Genomic DNA, 17,849 nt, shown 5'->3' with positions numbered 1-17,849 from the left:
CTTCCGCACCGCACCTACCGCACCGCACCTACCGCACCGCACCTACCGCACCGCACCTACCGCACCGCACCTACCGCACCGCACCTACCGCACCGCACCTACCGCACCGCACCCACCGCACCGCACCCACCGCACCGCACCCACCGCACCGCACCCACCGCACCGCACCCACCGCACCGCACCCACCGCACCGCACCGCTTGCCGCCGCTTGGTCGCAGTCCCGTGCGGCTCTAGGCCCAGAAGCCGACCGGCGCCGCCGTCTCCGCCTGCCGCCTCCCCTCGACACACTGCCCACCGAGCCCTCCCAACCGCGGCCGCCACCTCGATGCCACATACCCGTTTCCGTACGGTCTTGCAGTGTGATGTTTCCCCTTGTGGATAAGGGATTCCGGACAACTCGACGATTTGGCAGGCACGGCCTGATCCCGTAAGATCGAACACATGTTCGAAGGAGATCTGACCTCCCTGTCGACGGCCGACCTACTCGAGTCCGCCGCCGACCACCGCGCCGCCGCCAACCGGCTCGATGCGCGGCTCCTCGAACACGCCCAGATCTACGCCGACCGCTTCCACCCCGACAAGTGCCCGGTCCGCCCCGGACGCACATCCTCCGGGGGCCGTGAACGTGCGATCGTGCTGGGCGGTGACGGGTGCCCGGAGATCGCCGAGTTCGCGCCGGCCGAGTTCGGTGTGGTGGTTGGGGTGTCCACCGGTGTCGCGGTGCGGTTGATCGGCGAGGCCCTCGCGCTGCGGCACCGGTTCCCGTTCATCTGGGCCAAGGTCCGCTCGGGTGAGGCGACGCCGTGGAAGGCGCGGCAGATCGCTGCCGCCTGCCTGAAACTGTCCGAAGAGGCCGCCCGCTCCGTCGACAAACGCGTCGCCGGCATCGTGGACACGATCACGCCGTACCGGCTGGACAAGATCATCACCGCGGCCCGGTTCCACGCCGACGCCGCGGCCGCACGGGCGGAGGCGGAGGAGAAGGCCCGCGAACGCGGCGTCTTCGTCGCCCGCGGCAACGACCACGGCACCACCACCATCTACATCCGCACCTCCACCGGCAACGCGAAGCGCTACGACGCCACCATCGACGGCATCGCCGCAGCCCTAAAGGTCTTCGGCGACACCCGCTCCCTCAACGCCCGCCGCGCCGAAGCCGTCGGCATCATCGCCGACCCCCGCTACACCGAAGAACTCCTCCTCCAAGCCCAAGCCCACCACCGCACCCACACCATCCACGCCGAGGACGAGGGCCAGGCCGAGCCCGGCGCTGCTGCGAGCAGCGAAACCCTCACCACACCTGATCACGGCCCCTCCGCCGGTGCATCCAACCCCGCGCCCGCGGCATCCAGCCCCACCACCCCAGACGACAGCCCCGCCGAGTCCGGTGCTGCTGCGAGCGGCGACGACCCGGCCCACACTTCCGAAGACTGCCCCTCCGCCGCCGCGTCCAGCCCGGCGACCACCCTCGCGCCCGCGGCAACCAACCCCACCCCGGACGACAGGCTCGGCGGCTCCGGTGCTGCTGCGAGCGGCGACGACCCCGCCGCCACATCCGAAGACGCCCCCTCCGCCGCCGCATCGAACCCGATGCCCCCGGCAACCAAGGCTGGCGGCGGCGTCGGCTCAAGCGGTGGAGGGCTGCTGGGTGATGGGGGGAGCCTTTGGACCGAGCCCGACCCCGATGACGAGGCCGATCGCGACGCCCCTCACCCCAGCCAGACTGACATGCCCGATCCGCTCGACACACCCAGTCCTATCTCCGAGCCCTGGGACGACCCGGGCGGGGGCGATGACGCAGGAGAGCCGATGGACGCGGCGGCGTGGCGTGCCCTGCACGCGCGGCTGGCGCAGATCAGGCACGACGCCCACGCCACCCCGCGCACAGCCCGCGCCGCCGGGCACCGCCCTGGAACTACCGGCACCACGCACCGCACCCCCATGCCCACCGGCAGGACACCCATGCCCTCCAGCGGGACACCTCTGTCCGCTGGCGGAACTGCTGAGGGGACAGCTGTGTCCTCGGGTGCTCACGGTGTCGGCGGTCGTGCGGGTGGTGGGCGGTTGCGGCCGGGGAAGACCGAGATCTATGTGCACCTGACCGACCACACCCTGGCCACCGGCACCGGCGTCCTGCGGGTCGAGGAACTCGGCCCGCACCTGGCCAGCCAGCTCGCCGAACTGGTCGGGCACGGACCGTATGTGGTCAAGCCGGTCATCGACCTCAACGAGCCCGCCAGCGTCGATGCCTACGAGATCCCCGACCGGATCCGGGAGCGGGTCAAGCTGATCCACCCCGCCGAACAGTTCCCCTACGGCACCGTGGAGACCACCAACACCACCGACTTGGACCACATCCAGCCCTACGATCCGCTCGGCCCGACCGAGCAGACCGGTACCACCAACCTCGTACCCCTCAGCCGGTACCACCACCGCCTCAAAACCCACGGCCGCTGGAAGGTCCGCCGTCTCGACCCCAAGACCCTGGAATGGACGACACCCCACGGCTTCGTCTTCCACGTCGACCCCACGGGGACACATCGAGTCCGCATCCCGCAACGAGAACCCAATCTCACCTGAGCAGGTTTACCGCAGTGCAAACCTGAAGCGGTGTGAGAGGGGCTGGAGGTCGTACGGCGGCAGGATCGGAGCACCACTCGTCGGACTACCAAGCCCGTGCTGCAATGCGTCGAGCATTACCTCAAGGCCAGGTGTGGATCGCCTGTCAGCGTGAGGTTTCCAGCCGGCCTAGACAGCTCGGCCCAGCAGACCTCGGATCGGGTGCCGTTCTCCTGCGGGGAGAGGTAGGGCACCTGGAGGTCCTCGATGGTCGAGGTGTACCGGCCGGCCCGCCCGGCCGCGCGCGAGTCTGGGTAAGCCTGCCCCGGCCCGAGTCCGAACCACGTGACCTGCCGAAACCCCGCAGGGAGACCTATCTCGCCGTCGGACGACCATCGGTACGTCGTGAGTACGCCGGCGTCAATCGCAGCGGCTCCGAGCTTGGTCACCCCGACCAGCTCGTCGCCAGCGACGTCGACAGAGACGGTCCGGTAACGCAAGCGATGTAGCCCGGCGGCGGCCCACCGAGTCTTTCGGTCCAGCGTCGTCGCATCCCAGGTCCGCGCACCGAACGGCCCCGTTCCCGAGACGAGCGTTCGAGGTGGGTGCGGAGGGCCAGGTTGGCGGTAAGGGACAATGGTTGGCGATGACGCTGACCGAGCAAGTGCCTGAGACGACCGGACCCGACGCGCTGTATGACGCCTTTGCTTCCTGGGTGGGGGAGCAGGGGATTTCGTTGTATCCGGCGCAGGAGGAGGCGCTGATCGAGGTGATGACGGGGTCGAACGTGATCCTGTCGACGCCGACCGGGTCGGGGAAGAGCCTGGTCGCCACCGGGTCGCATTTCGCCGCGCTGGCGAACGGGAAGCGGACGTTCTACACTGCGCCGATCAAGGCGCTGGTGTCGGAGAAGTTCTTCGCGTTGTGCGACATCTTCGGCGCCGAGAAGGTCGGGATGCTGACCGGCGACGCGTCGGTCAACGCCACCGCGCCGATCATCTGCTGTACGGCGGAAGTCCTCGCCAACGTCGCACTCCGCGAGGGCGCCGGCGCGGACGTCGGCCAGGTGGTGATGGACGAGTTCCACTTCTACTCCGAACCCGACCGCGGCTGGGCCTGGCAGGTGCCGCTGCTCGAGCTGCCGAATGCCCAGTTCATCCTGATGTCGGCGACCCTCGGCGACGTCGAGCGGTTCAAGATCGACCTGTCGCGACGGACCGGCCGCCCGACCGCGATCGTGTCCAGCGCCGAACGGCCGGTGCCGCTGATCTACAAGTACGTCACCACCGCGCTGCACGAGACCCTCGAGGAACTGCTCACCACACACCAGGCACCGGTGTACGTCGTCCACTTCACCCAAGCGGCGGCGCTCGAACGCGCCCAGGCGCTGATGAGCATCAACGTCTCCTCGAAGGAGGAGAAGGAGAGGATCAACGAGCTGATCGGCAGCTTCCGGTTCAGCAAGGGTTTCGGCCGGACCCTGCAACGGCTGGTGAAGCACGGCATCGGCGTCCACCACGCCGGCATGCTGCCGAAGTACCGGCGGCTGGTCGAGCAACTCGCGCAGGCCGGCCTGCTCAAGGTCATCTGCGGCACCGACACCCTGGGCGTCGGCATCAACGTACCGATCCGGACCGTCGTACTGACCGCTCTCAGCAAGTACGACGGACGCCGGCAGCGGATCCTGAAAGCGCGGGAGTTCCACCAGATCGCCGGTCGCGCAGGACGAGCCGGCTACGACACATCAGGCACGGTCGTCGTACAGGCACCGGATCACGTGGTCGAGAACGTGAAGGCGCTGGCCAAGGCGGGGGACGACCCGAAGAAGCAGCGAAAGGTCCAGCGGAAGAAGCCGCCGGAAGGGTTTGTCACCTGGGGTGAGGACACGTTCGACCGGCTGGTCGCGGCCGAGCCCGAGGCGCTGCAGTCGCGGATGCGGGTCAGCCACGCGATGCTCCTCAACGTGATCGCGCGCGATGGCGACGCGTTCGCAAGCATGCGGCACCTGCTTCGCGACAACCACGAGGAATCGAAGGTCCAGGTCCGGCTGATCCGCCGGGCGATCCAGATCTACCGGACCCTGCTCACCGCCGGCGTGGTCGAGCGGCTGGACGAACCCGACGAGTACGGCCGGACGCTACGGCTGACCGTCGATCTGCAGAAGGACTTCAGCCTGAACCAGCCGCTGTCGACCTTCGCGCTGGCCGCGCTGGATCTGCTCGACCCGGAGGATCCGTCGTACGCGCTGGATGTGGTGTCGATCATCGAGGCGACGCTCGAGGATCCGCGGGCGGTGCTGTGGGCGCAGGAGCACCACGCCCGGGGCGAGGCCGTGAACGCGATGAAGGCCGAGGGGATCGAGTACGAAGAGCGGATGGAGCTGCTCGAGGACGTCAGCTGGCCGAAGCCGCTCAATGAGTTGCTCGAGGCAACGTTCGAGATGTACCGGCAGACGCATCCGTGGATCGCGGACGCCGGGTTGTCGCCGAAGTCGGTGGTCCGGGACATGTTCGAGCGGGCGATGACGTTCGGCGAGTTCATCGGGTACTACGGGCTGGCGCGGTCGGAGGGCGTCGTACTGCGGTATCTGAGCGACGCGTACAAGGCGCTGCGGCAGACCGTGCCGCCCGACAAGGCCAACGAGGATCTGAATGACCTGGTCGAGTGGCTTGGCGAGGTGGTCCGGCAGACCGACTCCAGTCTGCTCGACGAGTGGGAGGAGCTGACCAACCCGACCGCCGAGGAGGTCGCCGAGCCGACGCCGGCCGGACCGCGCCGGATCACGTTGAATACAAGGGCTTTCCGGGTGCTGGTCCGCAACGCCATGTTCCGCCGGGTCGAGCTGATCGCACGCCACCGGTGGGCCGAGCTCGGCCAGCTGGACGCCGAGGCCGGCTGGGACGCAGGCCGCTGGGCCGAAGCCGGTACGGCGTACTACGCCGAGCACGACACCCTCAACACCGGCCCCGAAGCCCGCGGTCCGGCGCTGTTCGTGGTCGAGGAGCACCCGGGCTACTGGGAGGTCCAGCAGCTCATCGACGACCCCGAGGGCAACCACGACTGGCGTATCACCGCCACGGTCGACCTCGCCGCCTCCGACGAAGCCGGCGACCTCGTCCTCGAACTGGTCTCGTTCAAACCCCTTTAGGCCACTCCACGTCGACCTCGGTCTCAGCGTCGTAGTCGACCCCTGGCACGTCGAAGCCGTAGAGGCGGCGGACCTCGGCGTAGAACCAGGCGGCGTCGGCGACGTCCGCGATGTTCTCCGCCGTCGCCGCGTCCCACTGCGCGCGTACGGCGTCCTGAACGTCCGCGGCCAGTTCCCAGCGGTCGAGGCGGATGCGGCCCTCGTCGTCGAGATCGAGTGGCGTCGCTCCCGTGAGCTGATCCCACAGCGCGACCGACTGCTGCATCGGGGTCTGCATCCGCTCGCCGAGCACCTTGTGGAGCAGGCTGACGTACAGGCCGATACCTGGGATCGCCGACGACGCCTGGGTGACCGCAGCCCCGTTGACCGACGTGAGAGCGCGTACGCCGTCCTTGCTCAGCGTCAGGGCGGTCTGCTCGAGATCCGCCTTCGCGGCGCCGATCGAACCCTGGCGGTAGATCGGACCGGTCAACTCCGAGCCGATGTACGTGAGCGCGACCGTGCTGAAGTCGGGCTTGAGCAACCCCCGCTCCTCCAGCGCGGAGACCCAGCGAGCCCAGTCCTCACCGCCCATCACCTTCACGGTCTGCGCGATCTCGTCCTCGGTCGCGGCCTCGAGCCCGACCTCCTGCAGCACCGGTGAACCGTCCTCGAACCCGATGCTCTTGGTCCGGTACGGCGAGCCGATCGTCCGCAGCGCCGACTCGTACGTCTCGCCGTTGCGTGGGTCCACCCGGCGTGGCGCGGCAACGCTGTAGATCAGGTGATCGACCCCGCCGAAGCGCTCAGCGATCAAGTCGAGGACTTCAGACTTGGTGGTGTCCGCGAAGGCGTCCGCGTTGACGAAGTGGAAGTCCCGGCCGAGCTCCGATGCGAGAGCCGCGGTCTCGGCCGTGCGATACCACCCGGCTGTCGCAGTACGTCGTGGAGTTGGAGCCTTCTCGAATGAGACGCCGACCCCGTCGATGCCGTAGCGCGCCAGACCCGCAACGGTCGCAGCCAGGCCGTAGCCGGAGCTGGACCCGATCACGAGCGCGACACGGCGCTCCGTCGTACGACGCTCGACCTGGCCGGCCAGGTCACGAACCAGCTGGGCACAACCGTCCGGATGCGAGTCCAGGAACAGGAATCCACGGCCTACGGGCTTGATCACGCGCTCACTCATGCGGACGACACTAACCGGCCCGTCGCCCCCACAAAACGAAGTGCACAGAGAATGCGCCGAAAGTGCGTGCTCAGTTCCAGTACAGTTCCGCGTCGTCCGGCTCGACCGTGACGTCGGCGCCGAGGCGGCGAAGGTTGCCGGCGAAGTCGGTGTAGCCGCGGTGCACGTGATGAGCCGCGGACACCAGCGTCTCGCCCTCCGCGGCGAGACCCGCGAGTACGAGCGCCGCACCGGCCCGGATGTCACTGGCTACGACGGGAGCGCCGGACAGCCGCGGTACGCCGCGAACGACAGCGTGGTGACCATCGGTCTGGATCTGGGCGCCCAGCCGGGTCAGCTCCTGCGCGAAGGTGAATCGCCCCTCGAACAGGTTCTCCGTCACCATCGCGGCACCGTCACTCAACGCGTTCAAAGCGATCACAAACGCCTGCAGGTCGGTCGCAAAACCCGGGTACGGCAGCGTGACCACGTCCACCGGCTTCGGCCGTTCCTTCATCTGGACCCGGAATCCGGACTCCAGCACGCTGATCTCGGCGCCGGCCTTGTGCAGCTTGTCCAGCGGCAACTCGAGGTGGTCGGCGCGGCCGTTCGCGATCGTCACGTCACCCTTGGTGATGGCCGCCGCGAACGCCCAGCTGCCGGACACGATCCGGTCCGCAACAACGGTGTGGTCGACCGGCTTCAGCAGCCCGGTCACCCCGGTCACCACGATCCGCGGCGACCCGGCGCCCTCGATCTGGGCGCCCATCTCGACCAGCATCTTGGCGATGTCCTGGATCTCCGGCTCACGCGCGGCGTTCTCGATGATCGTCGTACCGCGTGCCAGCACCGCGGCCATCATGATCGTCTCGGTCGCGCCGACGCTCGGGAAGTCCAGCCAGACCTCGGCACCGTGCAGGCCCTGGGGCGCCTCGGCGATGACGAAACCGTGTTCGATGTGCACCTTCGCACCCATCGCCTCCAGTCCCGCGACGTGCATGTTCAGCCCGCGGGAGCCGATGTTGTCGCCGCCCGGCAGCGCCACCTCGGCCTGACCGCAGCGGGCCAGCAGCGGCCCGAGCACCGAGATCGACGCCCGCAGCTTGCGGACCAGCTCGTAGTCGCACTGGTGCCGAACGTCACCAGGTACGGCGATCGTCGCCGTCTGAGCGTCCGCGTCGACCTTGACCGAGCAGCCGAGGGTGTCCAGCAGCTGGGCCATGAAGGTGACGTCGAGAATGCTCGGCACCAGCCGCAGCACCGTCGTCCCCTCCGCCAGCAGTGCCGCCGCCATCAGCTTGAGCACGCTGTTCTTCGCCCCAGCTACCTGCACGACCCCTTCGAGCCGTGCCTCACCCGCGATCCGAAACCGTTCCACCCGCCAACCGTAGCGTTTAACGTCCCGGGGGTTTGCGTAGAGTCCTTGCCATGGCTGTGAACTTGACGCGGATCTACACCCGCACCGGTGACGCGGGCGAGACCCGCCTGGGCGACAACTCGACGACGTCGAAGACCGATCCGCGGCTGGCGGCGTACGGCGAGGTCGATGAGGCGAACTCGGCGATCGGCGTGGCGATCGCGGCCGGACACCTGAACAGCGCACTGGTTGTGCTGCTGACCAGGATCCAGAACGACCTCTTCGACGTCGGCGCCGACCTGTGCAACCCGATCACGCCGAACCCGGAGTACCCGCCGCTGCGGATCACCCAGGAGTACGTCGACCGCCTGGAAGGCTGGTGCGACGACTACAACAGCCGTTTGACCAAGCTCCGCTCGTTCATCCTGCCCGGCGGCACCGAGGGCGCCGCCTACCTGAACGTCGCCCGCACCGTCGTCCGCCGCGCCGAGCGGGCCGGCTGGGCCGCGGTCGAGGCACATGGCCCGTCGGTCAACCTCCTCGCGCTCACCTACCTCAACCGCCTCTCCGACCTCCTGTTCATCCTCGGCCGCGTCGCCAACCTCTCCTCCGGCGGCGACGTCCTCTGGATCCCCGGCGGCGAACGCGAGTGACGCGCTACCTCCGCCCGGATTCCCCCGAGTACGAGGCAGTCCGCCGCCCGGCGATGCCCCAGTACGGCGAAGTCCGGCCGGCGGTGATCGCGCAGTGCGAGACCCCCGCTGACGTTGCGGAGGTCCTGGCCGAGGCACGCAAAGAAGGACTCCCGGTCGTCCCGCGCAGCGGCGGCCACTGCTTCGCCGGCCGCTCGTCCACCACCGGAGTAGTCCTTGACGTCTCACCGATGTCGTCCGTCGAGGTCTCCGACGACGTCGCGGTCGTCGGCGCGGGCACGCGGTTGAGCCGCTTGTACGACGCTCTGGACGCGGTCGGCGTCACCATCCCGGCCGGCTGTGGACCGACCGTCGGGATCGCCGGCCTGACCTTGGGTGGTGGCATCGGCGTGCTCGGCAGGAGCCACGGGCTGACTTGCGACAGCCTGCTGGCGGCGGAGGTAGTCCTTGCGGATGGGCGGATCGTCACCTGCTCCGCTGAACAGGACTCCGACCTCTTCTGGGCTCTGCGCGGCGCGGGTGGTGGCCAGTTCGGCGTCGTCACCCGGCTGTGGTTTTCGACCTTGCCGACTCCGGTGGCGACGCGGTTCCACCTGACCTGGTCGCGCGCGGACGCCGTTGGCGTGATCGACTCCTGGCAGCACTGGGCGCCGTACGCGTGGGACGAGCTCAGTGCGAGCCTGCGCGTGACGGCCACCGAGATCCATCTCTTCGGCCTGACCACTGGTGAGTTCTCTGCACCGATGGAAGTCTCGCCGACATTCGCGGTGGTCGAGCAGCTGCCGTATCGCCGGCTGAAGGAGTCGCTCGTCGGCCTCGGTGACGATCCCGACGCGGGCGAAAGCATGGCGGTCAGCAAGTCGGAGTTCTTCGCTGGGCCGCTCCCGGTGGCGGTGATCGAGGAGTTGCTCCGCGACGCACCCGGCGACGTGAACTTCACGCCGATGGGCGGCGCCTACAACCGAGTCCCGGCGACCGCGACCGCCTTCGCTCACCGCGACACGGCGTTCCTGCTGGAGCTCGTAGGCACCGACCGCGCCAAGCTTGCCCAGGTCTTCAGCCCGCTCGAGCCGTACGGCACCGGGCGGGTCTACACCAACTTTCCCGACCCGACCCTCGACGACGCGTTGACGGCGTACCACGGGGAGAACCTCGGCCGGCTGCGCGAGGTCAAGCGGGCCTACGACCCCGAGGGATTTTTCACCTTCCCGCAGTCGCTTTAGCCGAGCTGCCAGTTGAGTGGCATCCGCAGTACGCCTGCCGGTGGGAGGCCGAGTGCGGAGTACAGCCCGGTGGTGATGCCGTCGAGGGTCAGCGGCGGCGCGGTAACGGCCAGGTCGTCGGTGGTCGTGGGGGCGCGGAGGTGGTCCAGCAGGTTGCGGTGTGGGACCGCGGCGAGGGCGATGTTGTCGCGGTCCAGGCCGGCGCGGTTGCAGGCGATCGTCAGAGCGTGCTGGAAGCCGCCGAGCTCGTCGACGAGCTTGCGCGCGTGCGCGTCGGCGCCGGTCCAGACCCGGCCGCGGGCGAGGGACTCAAGCTGCTCCTCGGGGAGGCCGCGGTCCTGGGCGGCCTTGGCGACGAAGTCCTTGTAGATGCGGTCGAGGGTCTCCTCCAACCGAGCCCACTGCTCGTCGGTGAACTCCTCCTGCGCGGAGTACATCCGCGCGTTCTCGCCCTCCGACACCGCCTCCTGCGAGATCCCGATCCGCCCGAGTGCATCCCGTACGACGCCCTTGCCGGACAGCACGCCGATCGAGCCGGTGATCGTGCCCGGTTGCGCGACGATCACATCGGCCGGCATCGCGACGAAGTACCCGCCGGACGCCGCCACGCTGCCCATCGAAGCGATCACCGGCCGCCCGGTGGACCGCAGCCGGAGCACCTCGTTGCGGATCGCGTCCGAGGCGACGTACGAGCCGCCCGGGCTGTCCACCCGCAGTACGACGGCCTTCACCTTGTCCTCGTCGGCCACGGCACGCAGCGCGGCGCCGACCGTGTCGGAGCCTGAGCCCTGACCGCCGAGCGGGCTGCTGGAGTTGCGGCCTACCGTGATGCCGCCGGAGATCCGTACGACGGCTACCACCGGCTTCTGCGGCCAGGGCAGAGTCTTGCGCAGATCCTCCAGAGTGCGCGGCCCGCGGCGGATGTACCGCTCGGCCAGCAACCGCGTGGTCCCTTCGCCGAGCCCTTTGCGGAGTTCGTCGTACACATCCGAGCGGTAGCCGAGCCGGTCGACCAGTCCAGCTTCGAGGCCCGCCTGCGCGGCCAGTGGGGCGCTGTCCACCAGCTCCCGGACCCGCGTGGTGTCGAGACGACGCCGTACGGCGATGCCCTCGACGATCTGCTCGTACGCCGACTCCGCCAGCCGCGCCGCCATCTCGCGCGCGGGAGCCGTCATCTCCTTCTCGGTAAAGGTGTCCGCGGCCGTCTTGTACTCGCGGCGCTTGCCGAACTGCGGGATCACTCCAGCCTTGTCCAGCGCGCTCCGGACGAACACGGCCTGGACCGAGACGCCGGTGATGGCGAGCTCGCCGGACGGCTGCACCCAGATCTCGTCGAACGCGGTCGCCAGATAGTACGGCACGGTCCCGCTGCCGGTCTCGCCGAACGACTCGGTCCAGGCGACGGCCGGCTTGCCCGACGTACGGAAATCGGCGACCGCCTCCCGGAGGTCCTGCACCTGGGCGAGCGACAGCCGATGCCCACCCAGATGCGCGACTAGTCCGACCACGGAGTCGTCCCGCGCGCCCTTCCGCAGCGCCGCCACCAACTCGCGCAGCGTCGGCAGGTGCCTGGCCCGGAACGCGGCCACCGGCGAAGCGGGCGGCGTCTCCAGCACACCCCTGGTCAGGTCAAGCTCGAGCAGTATCCCCATGCTTCGACCTTAGACGCCGCCCACAACACTGCTACCTCACCTCAAACGCTCGGTGGATGGTCTGGTTCACCTCGTTCCCGGCTGAGTCTGTGGCGTGCGCCCGCAGGGAGACGAAGGTCCCGGCTGGCTGGTCGGTGACCGCGGTCCAGCCGGTGGTGGTCCGGCGGACGGGCACGGTGTGCCAGGTCTTGCCGTCGTACGACGCCTCTACTGCCACCGACACCACCGGTCGCCGCGTCGCGCCGTACTGGTGCTCGATGGTGAACGGGACCTCGAAGCGTCCGGCTGGTGCCCGGTTGCGGTCGTCGAGAGCGGGTTGGTAGCGCACGTTCATCAGCGGCAGCGCCGTGGACTGGCCGTCGGGCGTGCGCTGCGAGCGGAACGTCCAGACCGATTCGATGTCCGTGGACAGCTTGTAGCGGTCCGGTGAGCGTGTCGCCGTCTTGGTGAGCACGTACTGCGCTTCTTCCGCCGGCAGTTGGAAGGTCTGCAACCGGAGTGCGTCGCTGGCGCCGAGCTCGACGCCCTCGTGCGACAGAGTGGTGTGCTCGGAGTCGATGATCGCGTCGCCGAGCCGTCCCGCGCCGCCGTCGGCGTACAGCGGGACGTCAACTGTCAGGCTGTCGCCGTCGCGGTAGGTGAACGGCTGCGGCTCGCGTCCCGGCATGCCTGCGCGCCGGTCCGGCAGGCTCGGGCCGAAGACACCCTGCTGCCAACGGACCTTCGTCGTACGCCCGGCTGGGTAGGCGGTGTGCTGGGAGTCGACGACGGCTGTGTACTCGACCGCGCCGTCCTCCGGCAGATAGCGGAACACCTCGGTCTCGAAGGCCCAGTTGACGCCCTTGGCGGCGTAGTACTCCTGGCGCCGGAACGGCAGGTTCATCTCGATCGCAGGGGTGAAGAGGAACAGCCCGACCACATGCCCGCCGCTGTCTTTCTGCGGCAGCGAGGGGAAGCCGTAGTTGTTGCCGCGCGTCCCGGGCTCACCGGCGTACGACGCGTCGAGGTGGGCGTACTCCTTGCTGACCAGCGCCGGCTTGGTGGGGAAGCGGCCCGGCCAGGTGGAGACGTCGTGGTAGAGGTAAGGGCTGTCCAGGTAGAAGCCGCCTTCCGGTGACTGATCCGGCGGCATCTTCGCCCACGCGACATGGGCGAAGCCAGTGAAGGTCTTCGCCGTCCCAGTGGCGTTCGGTACGACGTACAGGTCGGGGGAGAAGTCGGGTCGCAGCGGGTTGATGACCGCGATGCCGCCGACGAAGGTGCTGTTGCCGAGTGGCGTGGCGTACCCGACGCCCGCTGTGGCAGCGGAAGCCCCGGCGACTGGTGCTTGGACCGCGACCTTGTTGGCCTTGCGGCCGTCGAGGACGAGGCTGCCCGACTCGCCTACGACGAGCTCCGGCTCACCGAAGTAGGTCCCCTCGGCGTACCCCTGCCCCTCCTCGTTGGACTTCCCCAGCAGAGCGTCCATCGCATAGCGGCCTTGCGGCAACCGGATCGTGTCGCCCGGCACGGCGAAATAGCCCTGCTGGTGCTCCACGTCGGCCAGGAACACCGCGCCGAACTGGGTCTCGTCGTTGACCACCGGCTTGCCGGAGCGGTCGAGCATGACGATCTTCCGCTCGTAGCTCGGTATTTCCTTGCCCACGCCAACGGTCGTCCTGATCGCCGTACCGTTGCCAGTAGCAACAAGCCAGCCGGCGTACGCACCGTTGGGACCTTCGGTGGAAGTGTCTGCGGTGATGTCGACCGTCTCCGTACCGTTGGCCGGTACGACGATGCTCGACCGGCTGAGCCGGAACACCTTCGCCGGCTTGGCCTCCAGGGAGAGCTTCAGGTTGATCGGCTTGCCGCCGTCGTTGCGATAGGTCACCGTCTTCGTGACGGGCTTGTCGTCGGCGTGCGGGTAACTCTGCAGGCCAAGGTCGACCGTGGCCGGTGTGGCGATCACGGACTGCTTGACCGCGCGGGACAGATCGACCCGGCCGGCGCCTTGGCCGAAGACGCCGATCCCGGGGAGGCCGAGGGCGGAGTTCATCAGCGCTGCCTTCAATTCCGGCGCTTTCCAGCCCGGATGCAACTGGGCGAGCAGCGCGGCCGCGCCCGCGACGTGCGGCGATGCCATCGAGGTGCCGGACAGTTCGGCGTACGACGGATTGATCGCGAACGGCGCCAATGTCCCGGCGGCGCGGGCGGCGACGATCCGGTCGCCCGGTGCCGCGATGTCCGGCTTCACGGCGAAGTCGCCGAGCCGGGGACCGCGGCTGGAGAACGTGCTGAGCGTGTCGGACTTGGTGACCGAGGCGACGGCCAGCGCGGCGTCAGCGGCGGCCGGGCTGCCGATGCTCGACTCGATGCCGTCATTCCCGGCTGATGCGACGAAGAGCGTGCCGGTACTCGCGGTCAGCTCGTTGACCGCCTGTGAGACGACGTCGGTGCCGTCGGACGCCCAGCCGCCCAGGCTGAGATTCACCACCTTCGCGCCTGCGTGGGCGGCCCACTCCATGCCCGCGATGATGTCGGACAGCTCGCAGCCCTTCCGGCCGCAAACCTTGCCGATCATCAGGTCCGCCTCCGGTGCGACACCGCGGTACTTGCCGCCGGACGCCTGTCCCGTGCCGGCGACCGTCGAGGCGACGTGCGTACCGTGGCCAACCTGATCGTCGACCGTGTTGTCGTCAACGAAGCTCTTGGCTGCGACGACCCGGTCCTCGAGGTCGGCGTGGGTGGCGTCGTACCCGGAGTCGAGGACGGCAACCTTCACGCCCTTGCCGGTCGCACCCGCCTGCCATGCGACCGGCGCGCCGATCTGCGCGACGCTGCGATCGAGAGTGGGCTTGATGCCACCGTCGAGCCAGATCTTCTTCTTGCTGCTTTTCCAGGATTGCCAGAAGGTATTCGCCGTACGACGGTCCTGGCGCAGCGCGACGGCGCCGACCAAGGGGAGTTCGCGCTTGATCTTCGTGCCTTTGAAAGTGGTCGCCCGACCGGCGTGTTCGACCAGGAGTGGGAGGTCGGGGGAAGACACGTCGTCGAGGCCGAGATCCGCGAGCAGGGCAACATCGAACAGCCGAGGGTCGACGAGGCCGGCCGCGACCAGCGGGACCGCGTCGAACGGGATCACCGACTGCTGCTTGCCTAGGGCAACCTTGTGGAACATCATGCCGGCGCGGCCGGGACCGGGCCGGACCTCGGTGCTGAAGGTGCCGCCGGGGCCCTGGCGGGCGATCACCTTGTCACCGGTGATCAGCGTGAACGTGCTGGGTGCTTGGGTGGCTGCGCTCCGGCCGCTCGCCGTACTGGCGGACTGGTTGCCGGAGGCGGGGAAGGCCACGGCGGCGACGGCCACCGCGGCGATCGCGACGGCCGGGATCAGCCGTCGGGGGCGGAATCTGGGCATAGTTCACCTCTCGTAGTGGCTCGAGTGGGGCTTGAGGTCAGCGGATCGCTGGGGCGGGAGCCGTGGGGGTCTCGTCGGTCCAGCCGGATTCGAGGACGACGGTGGTGAGCGGCTTCGGGCCGCTGACGACCGAGCTCAGCAGCCGGCCGGTGGCCGGGTCGATGATGAACTTGGCGTCGCCGAACCTGTAGATCGTCGCGTTCGCGCCCGGCCTGGACAGGTCGACGTCGATGCTGATCTCGGTGCCGGTGCGACCGATCGGGTCCTTGACGTCCGCGCGGACCTTGGTGTCTGGCAGGGCGGCGAGGACGCGGAGCGCCGCGCCCCGGAGCTTCGGCGGCGAGGGCATCTCGAACAACAGTCGGCCCGCGGCGGTGAAGACGGTGTAGTTCAGTTGGTCGGCCGACGCGCCGGGGCCGGCGGCGCTGGCGAGGAGGGCACGCAGCTTGACCGGGTCAGTCGGCAGCGCCGCGATCTGTTGCGCGCTGAGCGGCTTGTCCCCGGTCAAGTAGTAGCCGGGCGGAACCTCGGCGAAGGACATCTTGTTCAGGTTCGGTTTGGGATGGTCGACGAGGTCGACCCAGCCGAACCACGACTGGCGTCCTCGCTTGGCCGGCATCCAGCTCTCGCTGATCGTCCTGCGCTGGTTTCGACTGACGTACAGACTGCGCACCCGGAAGAACTTCCCGGAGACCTTCTCGTCCACTTCCTGCTGGACCGCCGCCCACAGCAACACCTGGCTCGCGGTGGCGAGTCGTGGCGCGGTCGGCGTCACCGTTGGCGGCGCGACCCCCGCATCGCCCCCAGTCCCCTGAACCAGCGGCACGCCCAAGACCACGACCGTCACCACCGCGGCAACCGCGGTCACTGCGGTCCCCACCCACCCCGCGCGTGCTGCTTTCCGGAAATCGTCGCTCCGTGCAGATTTTGTTCCGGAAACTCGCGGATCAGTGCTTCCACCTGGCGGCGCGCGGCGGCGGCTGCTTCGGGGGACGGGCCATCCGTCTCCGGGAACGCCTTGCGGATGGACTCGAGCTCGTTCATCAGGCGTCACCTGTCGGGTTCGGGAGGGACTTGCGGATCACGCGGCGGGCCCGGGAGAGCCGGGAGCAGACCGTTCCGTACGCGATGCCCAGCGCGGCGGCCACTTCGTCGTACGTGAGCTGGCCGAGGGCGACGAGTAGCAGCACTTCGCGGTCCTTGGTGGAGACCTTCGCGAGGGCGGCGGCGAGTTCGCGGCTCGCGGCTTGTGCGGTGACCTGCGCGGCGATGCGGTCCTCGTGTCCGGTGGTCGGCGTCGGCGGTGGGAGTTTCGCGAGCGCTCGCCACGCGCGGAGCTCGTCGCGGCGGTGCCGGCGGATCAGGTTCGTCGCGATGCCGTACAGCCAGGCCCGGACTGCGCCCGTACGACGATCGAAGCGCTCGCGCTGCCGGAACGCGATCAGGAACGTCTCCGCCGCCAGGTCGTCCGCGATGTCGGTCCCGAGGCGGCGAGCGACGTACGAGTGCACCTGACCGAAGTACTTGTCGAAGATCTGCGTGAACCGATCCGGCTCCCGGACCGAGGCTTCCAGCACCCAGCCGTCCTCGTCGGTCTGGCCGGCCGGTACGGCGGCCGGCAGCGGGAACGCAAGCGTCGCCAAGGCCAGGTCGGGCGTCATCGAACTCCTCACGTCTGGTGCGCCGGTCGGCACACCCACTTCTTGCCCGATGTCCCCAACCCCCTTCTCGCGACCCCGGTCCGTCGTGAGAAGACGCGCGAGAACGCTCTCCGGAGGTCATCCGGCGGGAGCTTCGCGGCTTGCGTGGGCTCAGGACGCTCTGAGGAATTCGCGGGCCGCGGTCTCGTCGGCGGGCCAGACGTAGACGCTCCAGCCGTCGGTGGTGCGGGCGGTGGTGGCGCGGATCCGCTGATGTGTCAGGCGTTCCGCCGTACGGCGTGCGTCGTCGTAGGTCCGGGTGGTGTAGATGACCACCAGCAGCCCGAAACTGTCCGGACGGGCCGGGGAGTAGTCGGTGCGTCGTACCAGCGATCCGCCCTTGGCCCGGGAGAATGCCCAGCGACAGAGCAGTACGACGGCCCCGATCAAGGCGGCGGCCACGATCGGGAAGATGAAGTACTCCTCACGGAACACGTACAACATTGTCTCGCGAAATAAAACCTCGCGAGGTCTTGGCAACCTTCCGCGTCGCCGGGGAGTCTTTACCAACACAAGACGCTGCAGTGCGGCCGATGACTCGGGGGCCGCCGGGAGAGCGGAGGGCACGGACATGCTCGCACCGACCCACGACGATTCAGACAACAAAAACCAACAGTTCCCGACACCGGATAACCCGGTCGAGGGCAATGTGGTGCATCTGACCGGAATCCTGGATGTTCGGTCCGTCGGCGACGTCCGGCAGACGCTGAACCGGGTGATCGACAGCTCCGACGGCGACGTCATCGTCGACCTCGAGGAAGTGGACGCGGTCGACGCCTCCGGCCTCGGCCTGCTGGTCGCCGCACATCGCCGTACGCAGATCCTGGGCCGTCAACTGGTGCTGTGGCACCCGGTGCCGTCAGTCGTCCGCATCCTCGCGGTCACGCGGCTCCACCGCATCCTGCACGTCGAAAGAAACCCTCTGCCCATCAGCGCCTGACTGTGATCCACACCGCTGGTGACACCGGTCACGAGCGGGGGACTCACAAGGGCACACGGTCCTACTCTCGGGTAC

Annotated in this window: 14 protein-coding genes; 5 read left to right on the top strand and 9 right to left on the bottom strand. The window is 68.8% G+C overall.

Annotated elements, in window-relative coordinates; genetic code table 11:
• The first annotated feature begins 442 nt into the window (after positions 1-442).
• Positions 443-2,581, top strand: coding sequence for an HNH endonuclease signature motif containing protein (locus EV646_RS27760; protein ID WP_132153654.1), 2,139 nt, complete (start codon positions 443-445; stop codon positions 2,579-2,581).
• Positions 2,582-2,697: 116 nt separating this feature from the next.
• Here EV646_RS27760 and EV646_RS27755 read toward each other — a convergent pair whose 3' ends face one another.
• A complete protein-coding gene (locus EV646_RS27755) occupies positions 2,698-3,060 on the bottom strand; it encodes a beta-galactosidase small subunit-related protein (protein ID WP_158291033.1) in 363 nt (120 codons plus the stop codon).
• Positions 3,061-3,206: 146 nt separating this feature from the next.
• Between EV646_RS27755 and EV646_RS27750 the strand changes: the two genes are divergently transcribed.
• Positions 3,207-5,708, top strand: a complete 2,502-nt coding sequence (locus tag EV646_RS27750) for a DEAD/DEAH box helicase (protein WP_132153650.1) — start codon at positions 3,207-3,209, stop codon at positions 5,706-5,708.
• On the opposite strand, the gene fabV is transcribed toward EV646_RS27750, so the two are convergent.
• Both fabV and murA read right to left on the bottom strand, forming a co-directional pair.
• Complete coding sequence (gene fabV, locus EV646_RS27745) at positions 5,695-6,873, bottom strand: enoyl-[acyl-carrier-protein] reductase FabV (RefSeq protein WP_132153648.1); 1,179 nt, start codon at positions 6,871-6,873, stop codon at positions 5,695-5,697. The genes EV646_RS27750 and fabV overlap by 14 nt on opposite strands.
• A gap of 70 nt (positions 6,874-6,943) precedes the next feature.
• Positions 6,944-8,230, bottom strand: a complete 1,287-nt coding sequence (murA, locus tag EV646_RS27740; RefSeq protein ID WP_132153646.1) for a UDP-N-acetylglucosamine 1-carboxyvinyltransferase — start codon at positions 8,228-8,230, stop codon at positions 6,944-6,946.
• Positions 8,231-8,280: 50 nt separating this feature from the next.
• Between murA and EV646_RS27735 the strand changes: the two genes are divergently transcribed.
• Complete coding sequence (locus EV646_RS27735) at positions 8,281-8,862, top strand: cob(I)yrinic acid a,c-diamide adenosyltransferase (RefSeq protein ID WP_132153644.1); 582 nt, start codon at positions 8,281-8,283, stop codon at positions 8,860-8,862.
• Positions 8,859-10,085: an FAD-binding oxidoreductase gene (locus tag EV646_RS27730; protein ID WP_199237229.1), complete on the top strand. Its 1,227-nt coding sequence runs from the start codon at positions 8,859-8,861 to the stop codon at positions 10,083-10,085. Before EV646_RS27735 ends, EV646_RS27730 begins: the two co-directional genes overlap by 4 nt.
• Here the strand turns inward: EV646_RS27730 and sppA are convergent.
• From sppA to EV646_RS27700, 6 genes are all read right to left on the bottom strand, one after another.
• Positions 10,082-11,737 (bottom strand): signal peptide peptidase SppA, encoded by a 1,656-nt coding sequence (gene sppA / locus EV646_RS27725; RefSeq protein ID WP_132153642.1) that lies wholly within the window; start codon positions 11,735-11,737, stop codon positions 10,082-10,084. The genes EV646_RS27730 and sppA overlap by 4 nt on opposite strands.
• Before the next feature lie 31 nt (positions 11,738-11,768).
• Positions 11,769-15,134, bottom strand: a complete 3,366-nt coding sequence (locus EV646_RS40715; protein ID WP_132153640.1) for a S8 family peptidase — start codon at positions 15,132-15,134, stop codon at positions 11,769-11,771.
• Between the two features lie 37 nt (positions 15,135-15,171).
• Positions 15,172-16,002 carry a CU044_5270 family protein gene (locus tag EV646_RS27715; RefSeq protein ID WP_206752047.1) on the bottom strand — a complete coding sequence of 277 codons (831 nt, stop codon included), beginning with the start codon at positions 16,000-16,002 and terminating at the stop codon, positions 15,172-15,174.
• Positions 15,999-16,178, bottom strand: a complete 180-nt coding sequence (locus EV646_RS27710; protein ID WP_132153636.1) for a hypothetical protein — start codon at positions 16,176-16,178, stop codon at positions 15,999-16,001. The genes EV646_RS27715 and EV646_RS27710 overlap by 4 nt, the downstream gene beginning before the upstream one ends.
• Positions 16,178-16,795, bottom strand: coding sequence for an RNA polymerase sigma factor (locus EV646_RS27705; protein WP_132153635.1), 618 nt, complete (start codon positions 16,793-16,795; stop codon positions 16,178-16,180). Before EV646_RS27705 ends, EV646_RS27710 begins: the two co-directional genes overlap by 1 nt.
• A 150-nt stretch (positions 16,796-16,945) precedes the next feature.
• Positions 16,946-17,278, bottom strand: coding sequence for a hypothetical protein (locus EV646_RS27700; protein ID WP_132153633.1), 333 nt, complete (start codon positions 17,276-17,278; stop codon positions 16,946-16,948).
• A gap of 127 nt (positions 17,279-17,405) precedes the next feature.
• Here EV646_RS27700 and EV646_RS27695 point away from each other — a divergent pair, with 127 nt between their 5' ends.
• Positions 17,406-17,774, top strand: a complete 369-nt coding sequence (locus EV646_RS27695; protein WP_132153631.1) for an STAS domain-containing protein — start codon at positions 17,406-17,408, stop codon at positions 17,772-17,774.
• The last annotated feature ends 75 nt before the right edge of the window (positions 17,775-17,849 follow it).

It is taken from the genome of Kribbella antiqua, assembly GCF_004345665.1.
Taxonomy (GTDB): domain Bacteria; phylum Actinomycetota; class Actinomycetes; order Propionibacteriales; family Kribbellaceae; genus Kribbella; species Kribbella antiqua.
Note: the sequence above shows the minus strand (reverse complement) of the source record. Positions and strands in the feature narration are given on the sequence as shown.

Bases quoted from the DNA above. Each gene is read 5' to 3' on its own strand.
- EV646_RS27760 (WP_132153654.1), top strand. From the start codon at position 443: ATGTTCGAAGGAGATCTGACCTCCCTGTCGACGGCCGACCTACTCGAG.
- EV646_RS27750 (WP_132153650.1), top strand. From the start codon at position 3,207: ATGACGCTGACCGAGCAAGTGCCTGAGACGACCGGACCCGACGCGCTG.
- fabV (WP_132153648.1), bottom strand. From the start codon at position 6,873: ATGAGTGAGCGCGTGATCAAGCCCGTAGGCCGTGGATTCCTGTTCCTG.
- EV646_RS27735 (WP_132153644.1), top strand. From the start codon at position 8,281: ATGGCTGTGAACTTGACGCGGATCTACACCCGCACCGGTGACGCGGGC.
- sppA (WP_132153642.1), bottom strand. From the start codon at position 11,737: ATGGGGATACTGCTCGAGCTTGACCTGACCAGGGGTGTGCTGGAGACG.
- EV646_RS40715 (WP_132153640.1), bottom strand. From the start codon at position 15,134: ATGCCCAGATTCCGCCCCCGACGGCTGATCCCGGCCGTCGCGATCGCC.
- EV646_RS27710 (WP_132153636.1), bottom strand. From the start codon at position 16,178: ATGAACGAGCTCGAGTCCATCCGCAAGGCGTTCCCGGAGACGGATGGC.
- EV646_RS27705 (WP_132153635.1), bottom strand. From the start codon at position 16,795: ATGACGCCCGACCTGGCCTTGGCGACGCTTGCGTTCCCGCTGCCGGCC.
- EV646_RS27700 (WP_132153633.1), bottom strand. From the start codon at position 17,278: ATGTTGTACGTGTTCCGTGAGGAGTACTTCATCTTCCCGATCGTGGCC.
- EV646_RS27695 (WP_132153631.1), top strand. From the start codon at position 17,406: ATGCTCGCACCGACCCACGACGATTCAGACAACAAAAACCAACAGTTC.